Here is a 19832-nt window from a genome sequence, read left to right as displayed (position 1 = left end):
GAATCTGGCATATTTTATCAACAGGAGGCACGCCACTCTTTCTGTGAAGCAAGCTCTAGTATCATAGCCAGAATTCCATCATTTTTGAATCACTGCGTGCTGAGCTTCCTTCAGATCGTCAAACCCTGGTTATCTCACCCTTTGGTGCTGCTGGCAGGATTTGTGGCGGCCTCGTTCCTGATGATCTGGCGTTTGCATGCGATCGAGGGCAAGGGGGGCTCTCTCGTGTCTACGAAGCCAAGAGCGATTCACTTTCCATTATGAAAAGATTGGTTTGTTTGCATTGCCTTTCCATCGAAAAATTGCTTTCTCTGGGGCTGAAACGAACGAATCTTTAGGTCGAATATCGGCACCATTATTCGCATAAATCAAATGTGGATTAAAAATGGTGACTATCGTTTAGTAATAATCTTAAGGTCATAGAGGCCTTAGGGTTCAGCATCAGGAGGAATAATGCTTAAGCATCCACACTCCGTTCTGCGAACCTCCTTCTTACTTACTAGTTTAGTGGTCATCCTGACCACGGGTTGCGGCAAATTTGAAGTGAAAGACCCTCCAGCAGACCAGATACTATCGATTCGGAACTCAGGGCAAAGCGCATTATCAACGACGCCAGATGCGCCTCCGTTACCACTCCCGGTCGTACCTAAATCTGAAATTGAAAAGTATTTTCAGAAACCGACGCCGCCCGCACCAAAAACAATTAGCCCGAAAAAAATGTCGAGTAAGAAAATAGGACCACTTGGCCTGGGATTTGCAGAACTTGCCGATCCGAATGTCGACCCATATACCTCGTTTTCAAAGCTCAGATATTTAATCACAAACCAACCTTATCAATGTAGCGCTGAATTTGTGGGAGGTTCAGGTGATGTACTTATGACCGCAGCCCACTGTGTGTTCTCCAATGATTTACATGTCTGGCACTCGTCCTTCAACACATACCTTCAATTTGACCAGGGAACTTACACTAAACAGTTTGACTGGGAATGCGTCGCAATTTACTCCGGATGGGCACAAGGACAATGGCCATTAGACTATGCGTTCCTCAAACTTCGAGGATCTAGTCCAAAGGCGCTGGGTTTAGGTGGTTCATATCCAACGCAGTGGAGATCAGTAGGCTATCCATCAAACTATTATGGCGGCCAAAGGCTAACGCATATTGACGGAACAAACGGAGGAAACGGCGGTGGCGTCATCCCTATGGCACAAAACTCTTTTGGAAAGGGTTCCAGCGGTGGCGCTTGGCTTAATGGGTCTATTGCGATTGGCTTAAACTCCTTTACCGTTAAAGATATGCCTAACACTATGTGGGGCCCCGCGTTTGATCACCAAACAACTCGACTTTACGAATACGTGTTGAATGGATGTAATGGAGATCAACGGGGAAGTAGCACAGAATCACGATCTGAGAGAATTGCAAAATATCCACGCGATCAGGTAGTGATTGAATCAGATTCGGCGAAGGTAACCTACGGGCCCCAGATCACACAGAAAGAAGGTTCACTCTGTTCATGCAATGGCGGGCGAGACGTATTTATGAAAAACGATATGGACTTTCCATATCTTGTTGAATATCTTGAAAACCAGTTTTCAGTAAGCGGTGGTGGCGGAAAAACTGAAAGAAAGACTATTCAATTGGCGCCACAGAAAACAACTTTTTTAGGTTGTACTCAGGGCGAGATAGGAAAGCAATCGTGTGAGCAAGCTCGGACATTCTCAATAGAGTCCATGCGAAGAATTCAAATTACTGAAGATCAATTGGGAATTCGCACTCTTCAGAGCATTAGCCCACAGTACTGTGCAGAAAAATGCACTAGCACGAGTAGTTTAGGCTATTGTTTTAAGATCGGCACAAGCGGCCAAGCACTTTTGAAACAACTTGCTGGATTCTTATCCCATACCATAAATAAACAACCAATGGATGGCGTTGTAGCGACTGTAAATGAACTCGTCACCGAACTTGGCGGCGATCCAGACAAAGTTGGTAATCCATGCAACAGGAGTGCATTCTATCGATTTGGTGATTTGATCTCTAACGAAGGTGTAGATTGCCGGGTGACTAGCTCCGCACTATCTAATTCGCCCGATGCCTTGCGTATAAGCCTTGTAAGCCCAACTCAAACTTTCGCAAGCCCTGCAGCGCCACTTACTAAAGACGCATCTCGAAAAGCCACTGCAAATTTGGCCTTGTTTAAGACACGAAGCAATGCTCCTGTATTGGAGTACTACGGTCCTCCAACTTCTGACACGCTGAATTCTTTGTACGGAGGCGTGGTTGTTGCAGTTGAGCGTAATCAGGGGCAGCTAATAGTCACAACCGAAAATGGATGTGCAGCGGGGGACGAATAATGAACGTTGGATATCACTTAATAGTTACATTGCTAGTGCTTCCCGCGTTTTCCCCGACTTTGGTGTCCGCAGAAAACGCGCTTGAAGTGAAATTCCCGTTTGCAACCGAAACAGCGAGAACAAATTTTTCAAAGTGTTTTCCAGACGTAAGTAAAAACGATTTATCAAAGATGGCGAACATCTCTAAGTATGGGTATAAAGAATTTTCTGAACCTTTAGCATGCCCACCCGGTGTGTCAGACTGCAAACCAGGTATTCATTTTTTTCGTTCCACGAGATTTATTGAATTTGTCGCGCCCAATCTGCGTCCGTCGAAGTTTAGGTCTATTCTTCTTGGCAATGAAGGTGGCAATTGTTCGTATGACCGTTTTAAGAATATCTCTACGACGGTTTCCCGAAATACGATTATTCATCGTTTTAGTCCGTTTCACCAAGAGCGAAAGTGCGTGAGGGGTGCAAAATTTGATGTCTGGGACACAAGCGCTGACGTCACTCTAACAGTTGTACTCAATAACGATTTCTCGCTCAGTAGTTCGCATAGCGTTGGAAATGCAAAGCAAAAATTTTTTGGGGTCTTTAATTCGAGTCATCTAGGAGGACTAGTTTCTCCCATCCTAATGGGATTTGCCTCAACCGTCAGCGTGCCGGTTATGTTGAATATGCTGTCAACACCTTCCGGGCTTAACTTCGGTACGGACTCCAACTTTGCCAAGACTGGCATAAACCTGCACGCATATTCGAACTTGCAGAAAAAACTGGATGCATTAGGACACAGGCCAGTAACGGATTATCAGACGATACGTGAGAGAAGCGGATTTTTCCAAGAAGGCGACGAAGTATCAATTGAAGTTATTCAGGCAGCATATGCACTAGAACTTATAAGAAAGGACTTCATTAATGTTAGAAAGATAGAGATCGATTTTCTTTCTAGCCTAAATGAAGTGGCCCCGAAGGAGTATACCGTAGCACCAGGAGATAACCTTTGGAAAATAGTCAAAGCACATTATCTTGACCCGCGCCTTTATCCAGTCGTCGCGGAGCTCGCTGGCTTGCGAAATCTTCAACGCCTTGTTCCAGGTCAAACACTTTCTCTCCCGCGTTGGCAACAGTTATGTGAAAAATTAGGGGGAAACCCTGAGGCCGTTTTGCCAAGGGAGTCGCTTTGGTTGAAGGCATCCCGCGGACAAATTCCGCGGGATTTGCGCAGAGTGAAAACCTTGTCCGGCCGCCCATCATTAATATATCCTTTAGAAGTTCTTCGGGTTGAGGACGGCAACGATAAGCGATGAATCAATCGCTGTTAAATGCTTGATGCCATGTAAGCTCCTCCGCCTGTCTTAGAGCGTATCCCATTAGGGTATAAATCGGGATCGTTGCGGGGTAGATTGGCGTCCAAGTCCATGATGATGCAGGAGGTGATCATGGGCATGCTCAAGCAAGACGATGGCTGGCGGTTGCCGGATGAAATCTGGGACGTGATGGAAACGCTCTTGCCGCCACGTAAGCCGCATCCCCTCGGTTGTCATCGCCCACGGGTGAACGACCGGGCAGCGATGAATGCGATTTTCTTTGTGTTGCGCACGGGAGCGCAATGGAATGCCTTGAATGGCACGGGGATATGTTCCAGCAGTGCGGCCCATCGGGTTTTCAGGAATGGGTGGCCGCTGGTGTGTTCGAAGAGTTCTGGCGTCTGAGATTGCTGTCCCTGGAGGCCTTTGATGAAATCGACTGGTCCTGGCTGGCCATGGATGGCGCCATGACGAAAGCCCCGCTGGGCGGGGAAAAAAATCGGCCCCAATCCTACGGATCGCGGCAAAGGCGGCGTCAAGCGCAGCCTGCTGACCGAGGGGCATGGCATTCCGGTGGCGATCGTGGTGGACGGCGCCAACCGGCATGACATGAAACTGGCACGGCGCACGCTGGAAGAGTTGAAGGCAGATCGGCCGCTGCCGACGGCAGCGCAGCCGCAGGGACTTTGGCTGGACAAGGGCTACGACTACGACGAAGTGCGCGAACTGGTGGCGGAATTTGGATTACCGGCCCACATTTGTGCCCGTGGCGAGGAAGCGAAGAAGATTAAGCAGGAAGCGGGATTTCGCGCCCGCCGCTGGGTGGTCGAACGCACGCATAGCTGGATGAACCGGTTTCGCGGTTTGCTCATACGCTGGGCGAAGAAAGCGGAAAATTACCTGGCCTTTTTGCATATCGCTTGCGGTGTCATTGCGTGGCGAGCAACAGGCCTATTGGGATAGGCTCTAAGACTGCTCGGTCTGCAAATCTTCGACAAGCTCCTCTTTCGTCCATGTCGCAAGGCTTTCCCTCTGTAGCTTGAGAACGTCGAGTAGGTGTGAATGCGACAGTTCAAACCCATCGAGTAAGGTGTACCAGCTCATGACGTAGCGCTTCATTTTTGCGTCATCGCTGACCAAACCAAGGTCACTCTTAGAAAGTTGCCCCTCGAGCCTGCTTAGGATTTCGGTATCGGCAGATGAGATTTTTCTGCCGACCAGAATGAGCTCAAAGCGCAAATGCTCACTGCCGAACTCAGGATGCTTCTTAATAATGTTAGCGTAGTCGTCCAACTGCCTGAGGTGCTTAACGTTCAAGGCGATTCCAGGTCGTTTGATTTCGATGATAATGCATCGATAGACCTTCTTTCCGAGTGAGTCTAAAGTGGGAATCTTCCTGGCTAGGAAAAGGTCTGTTTGCCGATTGACCCCCTCAACGTGCGCTCCGTCCTCCACGTCATCATCATCGATATGATGCACGGACTTAATTTGGTCTCGAAGATTTTTGGCTATCTTAGTAAAAGTATCTTCCTCAGCTCCGATGGTTTCATAGCGGTTTCCAAATAGCCAGGTATTGTTCTCGATGATTTGCTGGAGGTCTGGCGTCTCTTTTACTTTAAGGTAGTGTTCATTCATCAGGGCCCGCAGCTTGCTAACAGCTCCTTGCCGTTGCTGAAGGATTTCTATAGTGCTGATGATGTGCTCAAGTCGAGTGTGCTGCAGTTGCTGGGACAGTTGCGACAGCGATGCCCCATCCAAATCAAGGACATCATTTAAGATCTCGAACAATGCATCGTTCTCGTTTGATACTGAAATTCTGTCCAAGAGGCGGACGATAATTTTCTTCTGCTTTTTGTTCAGCGAGTTCATGACCGACGGGTCCGATGTGTACACTAACCGCACCAAGCTCTTGGTGTTAGCAGCTCTCCAGTTTGCGTATGTCGTGTCCAGGCCCGCGTAAGACGGGAAAATTCCGTCCTCCTCATATTTTTTGAGCTCAGCGTCGACGAATTTTCTCAGGAAATCGTCGTAAACTTCTTGAATAAAGTCATTCAAAGGACGTGCGAGTTTTTTCCATTCATCGGACTCAGTGCTGTGTGAATCCGGTGCAAATAAATTGGCACCGTCGTGTACGAACTTATCAGCCCATGCGGACGTTACGTACACGCTGGCAAAGAAATTCTTCTTGAGATTAAAGCTACTCAGGCTCTTATGTCGTGTCTTGCCGTCGGAGTCCAAGAGGTAAATGTGAGACTTTTCTGAACTAGGTCTTTCATTCCAACACAAAACCTTTACGTCGAAGGTGGCCTTTCCAGATGTGATGGTTTTGTTCGAAATTTGATGCGAAGGTACTACTACTGGAATGCCGTTAATAGTGATGCTGCGGTCCTCATTTAAAGCTAAGTACCAGCCAAACTCGACTGAAAATTTCTGCAGAAGTTCTTCTACGGGTGGTAAGTTGGTATGCAGTCGGTTAAGCTCCACACATGTCCCAGTGGTCAGGGCAGCTAGAACAGAGGGCAAGCTCTCAGCGGCAACTATTTTTCCGTCATAGTCCCTGATTTTTGCTGCGTGCACCTCAATGGAAGCAATCCCCGCCGTACACCGTGTCCACCACTTCGCATCATGGGCCAATTTATGAAACGCTAAGCGCCCACGGCCGTGCAGACCGTGCTGGGCCATGTCTTCTTTTTTCGAAGAGTCGTTAAATTTCCCGAAGTTGTCTTTGATTTGCTCAATGTCGATGCCGTCACCGTTGTCGAGAACCGTGATGCTCTGTACTCCATGCATGTCATTTTCGACCATCTCAATCGAAATATTCTTGGCCCGAGCGTCCAAACCGTTCCACGCAAGTTCGAACAGCGACTGCCATGGTTCGAAGTTCTTGAAGTGCTTTTTAATACCGGTATCGCTAATCTCTGTGGTTCCGGACAAATTCAGGTCTGCCATTATCACTCCCTATTTCTATAACGAAATTGTATTCTTTCCTTGGCGAAAATGTGTGAAAAAAAGCAAGACTTTCTGCCCACCTGCGGGCTCGCAGTCTCGCCTATCAGTCCTATTTCAAATGGTAGAGGGGTAGATGGGTGCCTGGGAGAGAAGTGTGGCGTACGGAGCGTAGTCCGGTTCAGTCTTTAGACTCAAGTAGATGCAGATGCGCCACTAGCTCCGAAGAAAGCGCCAAGAGTCAGGAATTTCTTCTAAAGAACCGTGGCCGGCCGCTCGATGTCCCCCACACATGGAGTTCGTACATGATGGTGTCGCCTCGGTCTGCTGCGGACGCACGCGGCCGCTCGGCAATCTCTGCCGGCGTGGCTAAATAAACTTCGGGCGATTCAGATGGTATATCCGCTTCCATGGCCTACACCATCCCATAAATATGCTGATCATTACCCACATCTTTCGTTTTTGACGAGAATTTAGTGGAAAAATGATTGTAAACGGCTCAGTAGGATGTTAACTTTTGGCTTTCCTTCCTCTGGCAAGATTGACAGGTGCAGGCTGCCGAACTCCAGGACGATGCCGATTGGGCCGAGAATGAACTCGGCCTGGTGCAATTGGGCGATAAGCGTCTGACAGCACGTTTGGTATCGCTGGCACGCGTCCTTGCCCGTGCACCGGATGCCTCATTGCCGGCTGCCATGCCGGCTTGGAGCGACCTCAAGGCAGCCTACCGCTTCTTCGACAATGCCAAGGCCGTGCCTGAGCATATTCTGGCCGGCCATATCGATGCGACATGGTCGCGCGCACGCCAGGTGCCAATCGTGCTGGCGATTCAGGATACAACTTGCTTCGACTGGACGCATCACCCTGCCACTCAAGGACTGGGGCCGATGAGTCCGCAATGGGCACGTGGCCTGTTCTGTCACAGCACATTGGCGGTGACGCCGGAGCGCCTGCCGCTGGGCCTGCTGGCACAACGCAACTGGGTGCGGGATGACCGCACTTTTGCTGCGCTGGCGCCACACAGAAAGCGTCCGGTCACTGACAAGGAAAGCAGCAAATGGCTCGATAGCGTCAAGGCGCTGGCTGCCGCACGCGAAGCGGCTCCGCACACCATGTTTGTCAGTGTCGGCGATCGGGAAGACGATGTGATTGACCTGTTTGCCATGGAGCGCCCCGCCGGTGTGGAATTGCTCATCCGCGCCACCCGTAACCGGGTGGTGGAAGGTGAGCACGGCCACCTATGGAACACGGTGCTGGCGCCGCCGATTCTGGGCAGGATTGAAGTGGCGGTCCCTAGAAGACCAGGCTGTGCGGCACGCCGATGTACGTTGGCATTGCGCAGCACGCCCATTGTGATGCGACCTCCGAAGCAACGCCGCAAGGAATTGGGGGATATTGGCATGTGGGCGGTGCTGGCAACCGAAGAGACGCCCCCGTCAGGCGCCCAGGCCATTGAATGGATGCTGCTGACAACGGTGGCGGCACCAACGATGGAATTGGCGGCGCAACGGGTAAGCTGGTACACCTGCCGCTGGAGCATTGAGGTATGGCACCGGGTGCTCAAGACAGGGTGCCGGATCGAGGCGCGCCAGTTGGAGACAGTCGAGCGACTGGAAGTGGCGATGACGCTGTATGGGATTATTGCCTGGCGGATCTTGTATGCCACGATGCGGACGCGGCTTGATGCCGAGCTGCCGTGCACCGTCTTGTTGACCAATGAAGAATGGCAGGCGTTGTATTGCCGGGTAAAGCAGGTGGCATAGCCTGGGAAAACGCCTCCCTCACTGGCACAATCCATAAGCTGGATTGCCCGGCTGGGTGGGTTCCTGGGCCGCAAAGGGGATGGCGATCCTGGCCCGCATGTGTTGTAGCGCGGCTTTCAGCATCTGGATCACATTACCGATATGTTCCTCATCATGCGCCGCAATGAATAGATGTGGGTAATGATCAGCATAAATATGGGAGGCGAGGAAGAATCCAATGATTGCTTTAGGGTTGCGGCTCGACCGACCACTCTTGGCCAAATTCGGAAGTTCGAGGGGCCTTCAAGGCGCAATGAAATCTGACACTAATTGGCAGGCCAGATCTGGCTTACTACATATCAATAGGGTCGGATACCGCCATGCGTGGTCGCAGGTTCGGCAGCCGGCAACAGATGCAGAAGCAGCCTGTGGCGAATCCCACCGACGCTCGCTCGACAACTACAAGCCGTATTCCGCCCGTTGATTTAGCTCGACAAATTATTGCTTGCGGGCGCGGCCCGTGGTGACTCTCGCATTTTAATTTGCAAATCAAAATGTCCTGTTGCAACTGATTGTGCCTGTTAAAGCTGAAGCGACAGGAATATCACCGAACTACTGCAAATGCTCATTCCTCATTCAGGATTGCACCGCGTTATTTTGTGCTTCCGGTTCCTGACACAAGCCTACCTCCCATATTTATGGGATGTTGTTAGCAAGCATTCTGTGGCAATTTTCTAAATTCATTGCAAACATACCAATAATTCTTTACTGGCCTCTGAATGCATAGGCCAAACGGCCGGACTTCTCGGTTCCATTAATTGGGCCATGTTTCGCACTTCATTTACTTTACGACTGATTAATCAATGTTCGATCAAAATCGTCCGCTATCAAAGTTACTCGCCACTTTTGCCGTTGTTACCGCCCTCATGGCAGGATGCGGCGGTGGCGGCGGTGATACATCAAGCACGGCCGGAACAACCGGATCGAACATTACTGGCGAATCAGCACCGGCAGGACCAACCCTTGATCTGACCTCATACAATCTGACCCCGTTCTCGGAGGGGAATCAATGGGAATACACCATTACAGACGAGCACGGACATGTAGCCGGCACCGGCCACATACTCATTGCCGCATTGCCAGATGGGAGCGGTCGCGTCAATCGCATTGAAACTGAAAACGGATACAGCAGCTACACCACCCTCGTTAAAAACGGAAACGGCATTTTCATTGATTACAGTGTTGATGCAGGCTTTCCGCCCGATACTGCGAAGCAAATTGGATTGATCCGGGAATATGCCTCCCCTACTTACGCGATTGGCGAAAGTAGAACCTTCGTCCGGCAAGGCACGTGGAATGAAGACCTGGACGGCGACGCCAAGATGGAACAGTTTTCATTTGAATTCTCGCAAACCTATATGGGTCTGCAATCTTTTTCATTGTCAAACCAGACCGTTACTACTGCCCGGTACAACAATGTTCACAAGATTTCCATCAAGGGATCCCTAAACGGAACGACCGCAGGCATCATCGTTACAGAAGAAGTTACTCTTGCACAAAATCTCGGCCCGGTAAAAATCACCAGGAAGATCAGCGACTTGCAAGGAAACACGCTGATCGGCCTGCAGACATGGACATTGGCCAGGCTTACGGTCAACGGTGTAGCCATCGACAACACCACCACTTCGACCACGACTACCCTGTCGAGTACATCCACGACGGTCAGTGGCACCACCACCACGACGGTAACTGCAGACGCTTCGAACAGAAGGATTGATCTTCACCATACCGATCTGGTCTATGACACCAGCCGGGATGTCTACTATGCCGCCATCCCGTCATCGGTCGTCGGCAATGGCAACTCGATCGCTGTGATTAACCCCTCCACAGGCGCCGTCAGCTATTCGGCGGCCATTGGTTCCGATCCCTATACGCTTGCCATTGCGGCAGATAACAGTTACCTCTACGTCGGGCTGAATGGCGCCGGGCAGGTTGTCAAGCTGTCCCTGCCCCATCTGGCAGAAATCTCCCGCGTTTCGCTGGGTACGGCCTCAATGGGCACCCTGTTCGCGGACAGGATTGCGGTTTCCCCAGCGAATTCGAACCTGTTTGCCGTCTCCCTGCGCTACCAGGGGGTGTCGCCGCGTCACGCCGGCGTAATTTTAATCAATGGCACAACCATCGCGCCGAACAAGACCCAGGACCACACCGGCAGCAACCTGATTGCCTTCGACAGCAATGGCACGATCCTGTATGGATACAACAATGAAACAACGGAATTTGGCCTGCGCAAGATTGCGGTGAATTCAAACGGGTTAACGGAAATGACCGTTGTGAACACAAATGGCAGCTTCGGCATTGACAACCTGTATTTTTATAATGGCGACCTCTATCTCAGCGGTTCGGTCTATTCTTCGGTTGATCTGAGTCTCAAAGGCCAGTACAAGTCTGACTTCACGATTTGCCGCCAAATGCCCAATGCAGCGAAGTCCGTGTGCACCCCTTCGCTTTACAGTAGCGGCGCAAAAAATATTACTATTCATGGCACGGCTTCCTTCGTGACACAGGCCGGCATTCCGTTTGCATACCAGGGCGATTTGAGAAAACTGGTCCCAGGCCCGAGCGGTCAGATTGCGGTAAGCGGCAGGGACAATTATTCAGCGAATGCCGGCAACTATATTTATCTGGTTGCTTCTGACGGATTTAAATAAGCTGGGGCCAGGTCTGGCAAAGCCAGCATTTCCCCTTCGTTTTTGATCAAAATAAATCCACGTTCTGATCAAAAGTGGTTGCAACGATAAAAAGCCCGCTGCGTGCGGGCTTTTTATCTATCCGGGCGTCAGCCAAACAGGCCTGCGCACCACGCCGTGGAATCCATCCAGCCGCCTGCGTTCGTGGACCAATGCGCTGCGCTGAAGGCACTGCCGGTCGATCGCCGTACCATTGAGCAGGGCGGGAGTCCAGAGCTCGCCGCCAGCGCCGGGCCAGTTCGACAAATTTGAATAGAAGTTATTTTCCTGGCACGTATCCTGGCCCTGCCGCATGGGCCCTTGCCCCTTGTTTTACCCCCCCTCCTGAAACGCCTCTTCCCGCTTCTTTCTCAGCATCGGCAGCAGCACGACAATCATCGACGCTGCCGCCAGCGCCAGCATGGTTGCACTGATCGGCTCGGTGAAAAACACCGATGGATCGCCACGTGACTTCAGCATGGCCTGCCGCAGGTTTTCCTCCAGCATCGGGCCAAGAATAAAACCCAATAACAGCGGCGCCGGTTCGCAGCCCAGTTTGGCAAGGACATAACCGGCCAGGCCGAACAGGGCAAGCAGATAGATATCGAATTCGGCGTTGTTCAGGCTGAACACGCCGATCGCGCAAAACGCCAGAATGGCCGGAAACAGCAGATGGTACGGCACCATGATCATCCGCACCCACAAGCCGATCATCGGCAGGTTCAGCACCAGCAGGAACAGGTTGCCGAGCCACATCGACACGATGATGCCCCAGAACAGCGACGGATGATCGGTGATCACCGAGGGCCCCGGCACGATGCCTTGCAGGATCATCGCACCGATCATCAGCGCCATCACCGGGTTGGAGGGAATACCGAGCGTAAGCATCGGGATGAACGAAGTCTGCGCGCCGGCGTTGTTGGCCGATTCCGGCGCCGCCACCCCTTCGATGGCGCCCTTGCCGAAATTTTTCGCATTCTTCGAAATCTTCTTTTCGATCGAATACGCGGCAAACGCCCCCATGATCGAGCCGCTGCCCGGCAAGATGCCCAGCACCGAGCCGATCGCAGTGCCGCGCAATATGGGCGCGGTAATGCGTTTCAAATCTTCCCGGGTGGGCATCAGGCCGGAAATCTTTTTCACCATGACCGAGCGCGTGTGCTCGTCTTCGAGATTGCGGATGATTTCGCCCAGGCCGAACATGCCCATGGCAATCACCACGAACTTGTCGCGGGCTTCATACAGTTCGGGCAGGTCGAAGGTAAAACGCGGCGTGCCGGAAATGATGTCGCTGCCTACCGTGCCCAATAGCAGCCCGAGCACCACCATGGCCACCGCATGCAGCAGCGAGCCGTGCGCCAGCACGATCGAGGCGACCAGCCCCAGCACCATCAGCGAGAAGCGCTCGGGCGGGCCGAACTGCAGCGCCATATCGGCCAGCGGCGGCGCAAACAGCGCAATCAGTACGGTCGCCACGCTGCCGGCAAAAAACGATCCGATGGCTGCCGTCGCCAGGGCCTTGCCGGCCTGGCCATTCCTTGCCATCTGGTAGCCGTCAAGCGCGGTCACCACCGAGCCGGCCTCGCCCGGCAGATTCACTAGAATGGCGGTGGTCGAGCCGCCATACTGCGAGCCGTAGTAAATGCCCGCCAACATGATCAGCGAGGATACCGGCGGCAAGCCGAAGGTCATCGGCAACAGCATGGCAATCGTCGCGGTCGGCCCCAGCCCCGGCAATACGCCGATCATGGTGCCAAGGAAGACCCCGGCCAGGCAGTACAGGAGGTTGGTCCAGGTGAAAACCGTTTCGAAGCCGATGCCAAGATTTGCAAGCAGTTCCATGGTGTGGTCTCCTTAAGCGCCGAACCACTTGCCCAGCACAGGCAGCGGCAACCCCAGCCCATAGGCAAATATCAGCATGCAGAATGCCGTCAGGCCCGCCGCCAGCGCCAGGCTCGCGCCCCAGCGAAACTTGATGCTCGCGTAAGACGTGATCATGATCAGTAGCGGCAGGGCCACGACCAGGCCGGCCTTGCGGAACAGAAAACCGGTCAGCAGCATGCCGCCGACCACCAGCAGCAAGCCTTTCAGCGCGAAGCTGCCGATCGGCTCGCCTTCACGCACCAGCGAACGCCCGACCGAGATTATCCCGATTGCCATCAGCAAGCCGCCCAGCACGACGGGAAAATACCCCGGCCCCATTCTGATCGCAGTGCCCATCTTGTAGTCCTGCGCCAGAACGACTGCACCCACGCCGATGGCGATATAGATCAGCCCTGCCCAGAAATCCCTGGGATTACGTATCCGTGCAATCAAAGCCACCCCCGCTCAATCGGCAAACGCACCGGCTTTCTTGATGATCGGATCCCACAGCGCAATCTGCGCTTTCAGGTGCGCCAGATGCGCTTCCGGCGTGACCAGATTGTCGGCCGCCGGCTCGGTGCCGAGGTCGGCAAATCGCAGCTTGACCGTTTCATCCTTCAGCGCCGCCTTCAGCGCCTTGTTGAGGCGGTCGATCACCGGCTTTGGGGTACCCTTGGGCGCGTAAATGCCATGCCAGACGGCGACTTCAAATCCCGGCAGACCCGCTTCTTGCGCAGTCGGCACGTCCGCAAGCGAAGGCACCCGTTTTTTGGTGGTGACGGCATACACCTTGATCTTGCCGCCCTTGATCTGGCTGGTGGTGTTGGTGGTCTGGTCGCACATGAAATCCACCTTGCCGCCCAGCAGATCGTTCATCGCCGGCCCCGTGCCCTTGTACGGAATCGTCGTCAGCTGCGTGTTAATCGCCGACATGAACAGCATCCCGCACAGGTGCGATGCGGCGCCGACGCCGGCGTTGGCATAGCTGACCTTGTCCTGGTTCTTTTTCACATAGTCGATCAGCTCCTTCAGGGTTTTGGCCGGGAAGTCGTTGCGGGCGACGATCGTCATCGGCACTTCGTTGACCAGGCCAATCGTCGCAAAATCCTCGACCGCATTGAACGGCAGCTTGCGATACAGCGCCGGCGCGGTCGACATGCCGATATGGTGCAGCAGCACCGTATAGCCATCCGGGTCGGCGTGCGCCACGCGATTGGCGCCCTGCGTGCCGCCGGCGCCGCCGACATTCTCGACCAGGATCTGCTGCTTCAGGTCCGCGCTCATCGACTGCGCAATCAGGCGCGCCACCGTATCGGTAGGCCCGCCGGCGGAAAACGGCACGATCATCGTGATGCTTTTGGTGGGATAGGCCGACTGCGCCAAGGCCGCCGGGGCTACCGCTGCGAATACCATTAAGGCAGCGCCAGCCACGCACTGCAGGAATTTGTTTTTCATGTGTCTCACTCCTTTGATGATCGGGAAAAATCCGAACAATAATGGCGCAGCGCACCATTATTACGTCTTCATTCGGTACAAATTGCTGTCACCATTATTACCATTATTGGCATGAAAGCAAGGCCCGCCGCACGCCATCGCGTATGATTCAGCCTTCCCATGCATTGAAGGTTTCCGCCATGTCAGCGAGTTCCATCAAAACCGTCCTGCCGCTATCGCTGGTTACCGGCGCCAGCATGCTGGCCATGGATTTCTATTTGCCGGCAGTGCCTAACCTGCAGGCCTCCTTCGGTATCGACGTGACGCTGGCGCAGGCCACCATCGCCCTTTTCCTGGCCGGGCTGGCGGCATCGCAACTGTTGTGGGCAGAAGTCCTGACGCGCTGCGGGCCGCGCCAGTCGGTCACCATCGGCATCTGGATGCTGGTCGCAACCAGCATCGCTTGCGCGCTGGCGCCGACCATCGGATTCCTGCTGTTGATGCGCCTGCTCCAGGGCGTGGCGGCGGGCGCCGCGCTGGTGGTTGCCCCCAGCGTGGTACGCGCCACCTTGTCGGATGCGGATGCAGTGCGCGGAGTGGCGACGATCAGCATGGTGGAGGCGATCATTCCGGCAGCCGGGCCGGCGCTCGGCGCGGCATTGCTGCACTACGCCGACTGGCGCGCCACTTTCTGGGTCATCGGCGGCCTGACGCTGCTGGTGCTGCCGTTCGTGGTGCGCGTGACGCCGCGCGAATTGCCGGGGCTGGACCGCACCGTCAACGCGTCCTATGCCGCCGTGCTTGGCACCAGCAAGTTCCGCCGGCTGGCCGCTTCGCATGCATTGAGCTTCGGCGCGATGCTGGCGTGCGTGGCGAGTGCGCCGCAATTGTTGCTCAATGCATTGGGGCTGGGGCCGTCGGCATTTTCAATGCTGCAGCTGCTGGGCGTCGCCAGCTTTATCGTGGGAGCGAGCCAGGCAGGCCGCATCAGCAAGCAGCTGGGCATCGCCGGCGCCATCCAGCTTGGCGCCTGGCTGCAGGCGCTGCTGTGCGCGGCGATGCTGGCACTGAGCTTTATCGTGCCATTGTCGTTTGCCGGGCTCGCCGTTTTCTGGTGCGCCTTCTGCGGCGGACTGGCGATTCGCGGGCCGGCCACATTCAGCGAGGTGCTGGCCCTGCCGCCGGCGCAAATGGGACGCGCGTCTGCATTGCTGACCCTGGCGGTGCTGGTCGCCGGTGCAGTCGGCACCCAGGTGGCGGCGCCCTTCATGGACGGCCGCTCCATCGCGCCCTTGATGACCGTCATGCTGGTCGCCTGCGCCGCCAGCCTCGCAGTCGTGCTGCCCTACCCGCGCGCCAACGACCAGACTGCGCCAGCTGTGTAAAACGATATGCGGACGAGGTCTAGCATTCCTGAAGCGAAATATCAGATTACTGTCCTGCGACGGCGTACCGTGCCCAGACCGAGCAAACCGGCGGCAAGCAGCGTCAGCGCGGCAGGCTCAGGTACTGCCGCTGCTTGAATAGCGGTGCCTGTGAAACGGACGTAGTCGATTAACGCACCTTCGTCGGAGTCGCTTACATCAGTCCAGAAGCGGAAATCAATACTGGTGTTATCGGCCAGATTGCCAAGGCTATAATTGGCCGGCGTATACGGCGAACCACTGCCGCCGAGGCCATGGCCATCACCCGCCACCAGTTCTATCCAGTTTGTTGAGGAGGAAACTTTCCATGCGGCATGTAGGTAGTCACCTGAATCCGACTCCGTCAACGGTGCCCATGCATAACTGACGTTAATCGCGTTAAAGCCCACCGTGCTGATTGAAACCTGCGTTGCAGCGGCATCAGGATTTCCGGGCAGTTCATCTCGCAAGCGAAGAGCGTTACTCTGAATGCCGACATCGTTGTTATTATCACCCAATTCAACCCAGTTATTGCCGACGGTATTGCTGTTGCTGCGATTGAATTCGTCGCTCCAGATGGCGGTCGCCGAAGCGGGCGATCCAATGGCATAAGCAATGGTGGCAATGCAGCAAGCGCATATGGTTTGTTTCATTAATTGCTCCCTATTTCATGTAATGTTGAAAATTAGAAAATTATTTTTATAACAAGCAAGTATTAGTCGCGCCATTTTTTCTGGTGTTGATTATTCCTAAACTTTTCAAACGCTTGGACCTGACCAAGGGGCGAATATTCCCTGTTTGATCAGCCTCAATCGCTTGCCAGGATGCCGGCCTATCTTGAACTTCAAGAAGGAACAAAGGGGATATCAGGACACGCGAAGGAGAATGAAATGGACAGCCAGCAAAACAAGGAAATGATTTTGCGAGAGTATCAATTATTTCAGGCCGGCGATATTGAAGGGCTGCTCCAGTTTTTTGCAGATGATGTCGAATGGGTTGGCGTGCCAACCGAATTCATGCCCTTCTCGGGCCACTATCACGGCAAGCAGGAAGTGAGGCAATTCTTTGCCGAGATGGGCAATGCCCAGGAAGCGGAGCAGTTCGAACCGCAGGAAGCGATTGCCGAAGGCGACAAAGTGGTTGTCACGGGACAATCGAGATGGATAGTCAAGGCAACCGGGCAATCCTATGATAATCCCTGGGTGCATATCTTTACCATCCGCGATGGCAAGATCGTCCGCTTCCAGCAATTCAACGACACTGCGGCAGGCCGGGACGCGTTCATGCCAGCGGACATGACATTGCGGGATAAGGATTCAGACGCCTCTCTGCTGCATTAGCGGGCTCGCAGACATGACTATCACAAACGTAAGTTCCGGGACGAATGTCCATGAAGTTGCTGACGGTATCTATCGCATCAACACCGGCATGGATCAGATCCCGGGCGGATTTTCATTCAACCAGTATCTGGTTATCGACGACCAGCCGCTGCTGTTCCATACGGGACCGCGAAAAATGTTTCCCCTGGTGCGCGAAGCGGTCGAAAGCCTGATGCCAGTGAGCCGCCTGCAGTTCGTCGCCTTGTCGCATTTCGAAGCGGATGAATGCGGCTCGCTCAATGATTGGCTGGCAGCCGCACCGCAGTCGATCCCGGTGTGCGGCCGCATTGCGGCGATGGTGTCGGTCAATGATGTTGCCGACCGGCCGGCCCGGGCAATGGCCGATGGCGAAGCACTCGCGCTGGGAAAACATGCGCTCAAATGGCTGGATGCGCCGCATTTGCCGCACGGCTGGGAAACCGGCTATTTGATGGATACCACAACGCGAACAATGTTCTGCGGCGACCTATTCACCCAGGGCGGCACCGGCGCGGTCGCCTTGACGGAGAGCGACATCCTCGACGCCAGCGAGGCATTCCGCAAAACCATGGATTATTTTTCGCACTCGACCCATGCAAAAATGTTGCTGGAAAAGTTGGCGCGCGAATCCCCGGCTACTCTGGCGTGCATGCACGGCAGTGCCTGGCGTGGGGACGGGGCAAACCTGCTGCGTGCGCTGGGCGACAGGCTCGCGGAACAATAGGCTTTCTATCCGCTGGGGAGCGCTTTCATCGCGATCACGTACCGTTCGCGGCGGCAATCTCGCGCAAGGCCTGCGCGAACACTTCGGCCGGCTGGCCACCCTGGATAAGGTGCCGGTCATTGATGATAATCGCCGGCACCGAGCGTATCCCCTGGCGCTGATAAAAGGCCTGCTGTTGCCGCACTTGCATGGCATAGGCGTCTGAATCCAGGATTTTCTGCGCCTGCGCCGTATCCAGCCCCACCTCGCCGGCCAGCCGGATCAGCACATCGTGCGCACCCGGGTTTTCGCCCGCGGTGAAATAGGCGGCAAACAACGCATGCTTGAGTGCCAGTTGCTTTCCTTCCAGCCCGGCCCAATGCAATAGCCGGTGCGCATCGAAGGTATTGTAGATGCGGCTGCGCTTGTCCATGTTGAAAATGAAGCCAAGCTGTTCGCCGCGCGTGCGGATCGCTTCACGGTTCTGGGCCAGTTGTTCCGGCGTCAGGCTGTACTTTTCGTTGAGGTGTTCATTCAGATCCTGCCCGGCGGGCGGCATCGCGGGGTTCAGCTCGAATGGCTGAAAATGCAGGTCAACCGCGATCTCGTTGCCGAGCGTGTCAAGCGCCTGCTGCAGCGAGTTCAAGCCGATGATGCACCACGGGCACGACACATCGGAAACAAAATCGATCTTCATTGGGGTAGTCAATTGGGGCGCCTTATTTATGCAAAGAATGAACACAGGTGACCGATTCTACGCTGACACCCCCGCCCCCGCACCTTGCCCCGAATACATGACGGTATAATCGAGGCCAAATTTTTCCCGCGAGGTAGGCTGTGCCCAAGCGCTTTTCCGTATTACATCAATATCTTTTGCCCAAGCAGGCGCTGACGAGCTTTGCCGGTCGGGTCGCGGGCGTCCAGGATCCGCGCTTCACGCCGCAACTGATTCGCTGGTTCGTGCGGCGCTATGGCGTGAATATGGCGGAAGCGCACAATCCGGACATTGCCAGCTACTCAAGTTTTAACGAATTTTTCACGCGCGCCCTGCGCGATGGCGCGCGCCCGCTGGACGACGCCGACTTCATCTGCCCGGTCGACGGCGCGATCAGCCAGTTCGGCGCCATCGAAAAAGACCAGATCTTCCAGGCCAAGGGCCACCGCTATTCGACCACCGCGCTGGTTGGCGGCGATGGCGCACTGGCGGCGCAGTTCGAGAATGGCAGTTTCGCCACGCTGTACCTCAGCCCGCGCGACTACCATCGCATTCACATGCCCTGCGATGGCCGGCTGACGCGCATGATCTATGTGCCGGGTGCGCTGTTTTCGGTAAACCCGACAACGGCGCGCGGCGTGCCGGGCTTATTCGCCCGCAATGAACGCGTGGTGTGCGTGTTTGATTCGGCATCCGGGCCGTTCGTGCTGGTGCTGGTCGGCGCCACCATCGTCGGCAGCATGGCGACCGTCTGGCACGGCGTAGTGAACCCGACGCGCCCGGGAAAAGTGCGCGAATGGCGCTACGATGACCAGGAGATCGTCCTGAAAAAAGGCGAGGAAATGGGCCGCTTTCTGCTCGGCTCCACGGTCGTGATGCTTTTCCCGCGTGGGAAACTGGAATTCAACCCCGCGTGGACGGCGATGCGCGCTATCCGCCTGGGCGAAGCAATGGGCTACAAGCCCGATTGAAAGACAAATACTATGAACATGATCAAAAAAAGCTGGACCGACCTCTCCGCCGAATCCATTTCCGAGGAGGCGATTCGCGCCCTGCATCGGCCTCAGGAAAATTTCAAAATTTACGTCAATACCTATGAAGCCGGCGCAAGCGTGCCTGCCAAAGCCGGTCATGCATTTGTTTTGTATGTGCTGGCGGGGAGCTGCAAGATCTCCGGCGATGGCAAGGAAGTGGCCTTGTCGGCTGCCGAATGGATCAGTCTGGAAAAAGGGGCGTACACATTCGACGTCGTCGGCAACGAAGATCTGAAGTTGGTGAAGGTTTTCAGTTTATCCTGACCC

General features: G+C 54.5%; 16 protein-coding genes and 1 pseudogene. 11 read left to right on the top strand and 6 right to left on the bottom strand.

The window, feature by feature from the left end:
• Window positions 1–453: 453 nt before the first annotated feature.
• From D3878_RS21855 to D3878_RS21850, 3 genes and pseudogenes are all read left to right on the top strand, one after another.
• The gene (locus tag D3878_RS21855) at window positions 454–2349 is read left to right on the top strand and encodes a trypsin-like serine peptidase (RefSeq protein ID WP_119787392.1); all 1896 of its coding nucleotides are present in this window, start codon (window positions 454–456) and stop codon (window positions 2347–2349) included.
• Window positions 2349–3638, top strand: coding sequence for a LysM peptidoglycan-binding domain-containing protein (locus D3878_RS23590; RefSeq protein ID WP_147384060.1), 1290 nt, complete (start codon window positions 2349–2351; stop codon window positions 3636–3638). Before D3878_RS21855 ends, D3878_RS23590 begins: the two co-directional genes overlap by 1 nt.
• Before the next feature lie 132 nt (window positions 3639–3770).
• Window positions 3771–4601, top strand: a pseudogene (locus tag D3878_RS21850) (IS5 family transposase).
• A 3-nt stretch (window positions 4602–4604) separates the two neighbouring features.
• Here D3878_RS21850 and D3878_RS21845 read toward each other — a convergent pair.
• The gene (locus D3878_RS21845) at window positions 4605–6587 is read right to left on the bottom strand and encodes an ATP-binding protein (protein WP_119787391.1); all 1983 of its coding nucleotides are present in this window, start codon (window positions 6585–6587) and stop codon (window positions 4605–4607) included.
• 545 nt (window positions 6588–7132) lie between these two features.
• Here D3878_RS21845 and D3878_RS21840 point away from each other — a divergent pair.
• From D3878_RS21840 to D3878_RS21830, 3 genes are all read left to right on the top strand, one after another.
• Window positions 7133–8347, top strand: coding sequence for an IS4 family transposase (locus D3878_RS21840; RefSeq protein WP_119787390.1), 1215 nt, complete (start codon window positions 7133–7135; stop codon window positions 8345–8347).
• 21 nt (window positions 8348–8368) lie between these two features.
• On the top strand, window positions 8369–8455 hold the full coding sequence (locus tag D3878_RS24845; protein WP_420799587.1) for an IS4 family transposase: 87 nt from the start codon (window positions 8369–8371) through the stop codon (window positions 8453–8455).
• 734 nt (window positions 8456–9189) lie between these two features.
• Window positions 9190–11037: a YncE family protein gene (locus D3878_RS21830; RefSeq protein ID WP_147384058.1), complete on the top strand. Its 1848-nt coding sequence runs from the start codon at window positions 9190–9192 to the stop codon at window positions 11035–11037.
• Between the two features lie 351 nt (window positions 11038–11388).
• Here D3878_RS21830 and D3878_RS21825 read toward each other — a convergent pair whose 3' ends face one another.
• The 3 genes from D3878_RS21825 to D3878_RS21815 are packed head-to-tail and all read right to left on the bottom strand — an operon-like array spanning window position 11389 to window position 14373.
• Window positions 11389–12897 (bottom strand): tripartite tricarboxylate transporter permease, encoded by a 1509-nt coding sequence (locus D3878_RS21825; RefSeq protein WP_119787387.1) that lies wholly within the window; start codon window positions 12895–12897, stop codon window positions 11389–11391.
• A 12-nt stretch (window positions 12898–12909) separates the two neighbouring features.
• Window positions 12910–13377: a tripartite tricarboxylate transporter TctB family protein gene (locus tag D3878_RS21820; protein ID WP_233556424.1), complete on the bottom strand. Its 468-nt coding sequence runs from the start codon at window positions 13375–13377 to the stop codon at window positions 12910–12912.
• 6 nt (window positions 13378–13383) lie between these two features.
• Window positions 13384–14373, bottom strand: a complete 990-nt coding sequence (locus D3878_RS21815) for a tripartite tricarboxylate transporter substrate binding protein BugD (protein WP_119787386.1) — start codon at window positions 14371–14373, stop codon at window positions 13384–13386.
• Between the two features lie 179 nt (window positions 14374–14552).
• On the opposite strand from D3878_RS21815, the gene D3878_RS21810 reads away from it, so the two are divergent.
• Entirely contained in the window at window positions 14553–15737 is a 1185-nt protein-coding gene (locus D3878_RS21810; protein WP_158592351.1) for an MFS transporter, read from the top strand.
• 41 nt (window positions 15738–15778) lie between these two features.
• Here D3878_RS21810 and D3878_RS21805 read toward each other — a convergent pair whose 3' ends face one another.
• Entirely contained in the window at window positions 15779–16408 is a 630-nt protein-coding gene (locus D3878_RS21805; protein WP_119787384.1) for a VPLPA-CTERM sorting domain-containing protein, read from the bottom strand.
• A gap of 237 nt (window positions 16409–16645) precedes the next feature.
• Here D3878_RS21805 and D3878_RS21800 point away from each other — a divergent pair, with 237 nt between their 5' ends.
• Together D3878_RS21800 and D3878_RS21795 are read left to right on the top strand one after the other, a co-directional pair.
• On the top strand, window positions 16646–17095 hold the full coding sequence (locus D3878_RS21800) for a nuclear transport factor 2 family protein (protein ID WP_158592350.1): 450 nt from the start codon (window positions 16646–16648) through the stop codon (window positions 17093–17095).
• Window positions 17096–17108: 13 nt separating this feature from the next.
• On the top strand, window positions 17109–17837 hold the full coding sequence (locus D3878_RS21795; protein WP_119787382.1) for an oxygen-binding di-iron domain-containing protein: 729 nt from the start codon (window positions 17109–17111) through the stop codon (window positions 17835–17837).
• A gap of 34 nt (window positions 17838–17871) precedes the next feature.
• Here D3878_RS21795 and D3878_RS21790 read toward each other — a convergent pair whose 3' ends face one another.
• Complete coding sequence (locus D3878_RS21790; RefSeq protein ID WP_199688226.1) at window positions 17872–18525, bottom strand: DsbA family oxidoreductase; 654 nt, start codon at window positions 18523–18525, stop codon at window positions 17872–17874.
• Between the two features lie 164 nt (window positions 18526–18689).
• Here D3878_RS21790 and asd point away from each other — a divergent pair, with 164 nt between their 5' ends.
• Window positions 18690–19502 carry an archaetidylserine decarboxylase gene (asd, locus tag D3878_RS21785; protein ID WP_420799556.1) on the top strand — a complete coding sequence of 271 codons (813 nt, stop codon included), beginning with the start codon at window positions 18690–18692 and terminating at the stop codon, window positions 19500–19502.
• A gap of 12 nt (window positions 19503–19514) precedes the next feature.
• Window positions 19515–19829 (top strand): cupin domain-containing protein, encoded by a 315-nt coding sequence (locus tag D3878_RS21780; RefSeq protein ID WP_119787379.1) that lies wholly within the window; start codon window positions 19515–19517, stop codon window positions 19827–19829.
• Window positions 19830–19832: the final 3 nt, after the last annotated feature.

The organism is Noviherbaspirillum sedimenti, from assembly GCF_003590835.1.
Lineage (GTDB): Bacteria > Pseudomonadota > Gammaproteobacteria > Burkholderiales > Burkholderiaceae_D > Paucimonas > Paucimonas sedimenti.
The sequence above is the reverse complement of the archived record's forward strand: the minus strand, read 5'-3'. Positions and strand labels throughout refer to the sequence as shown.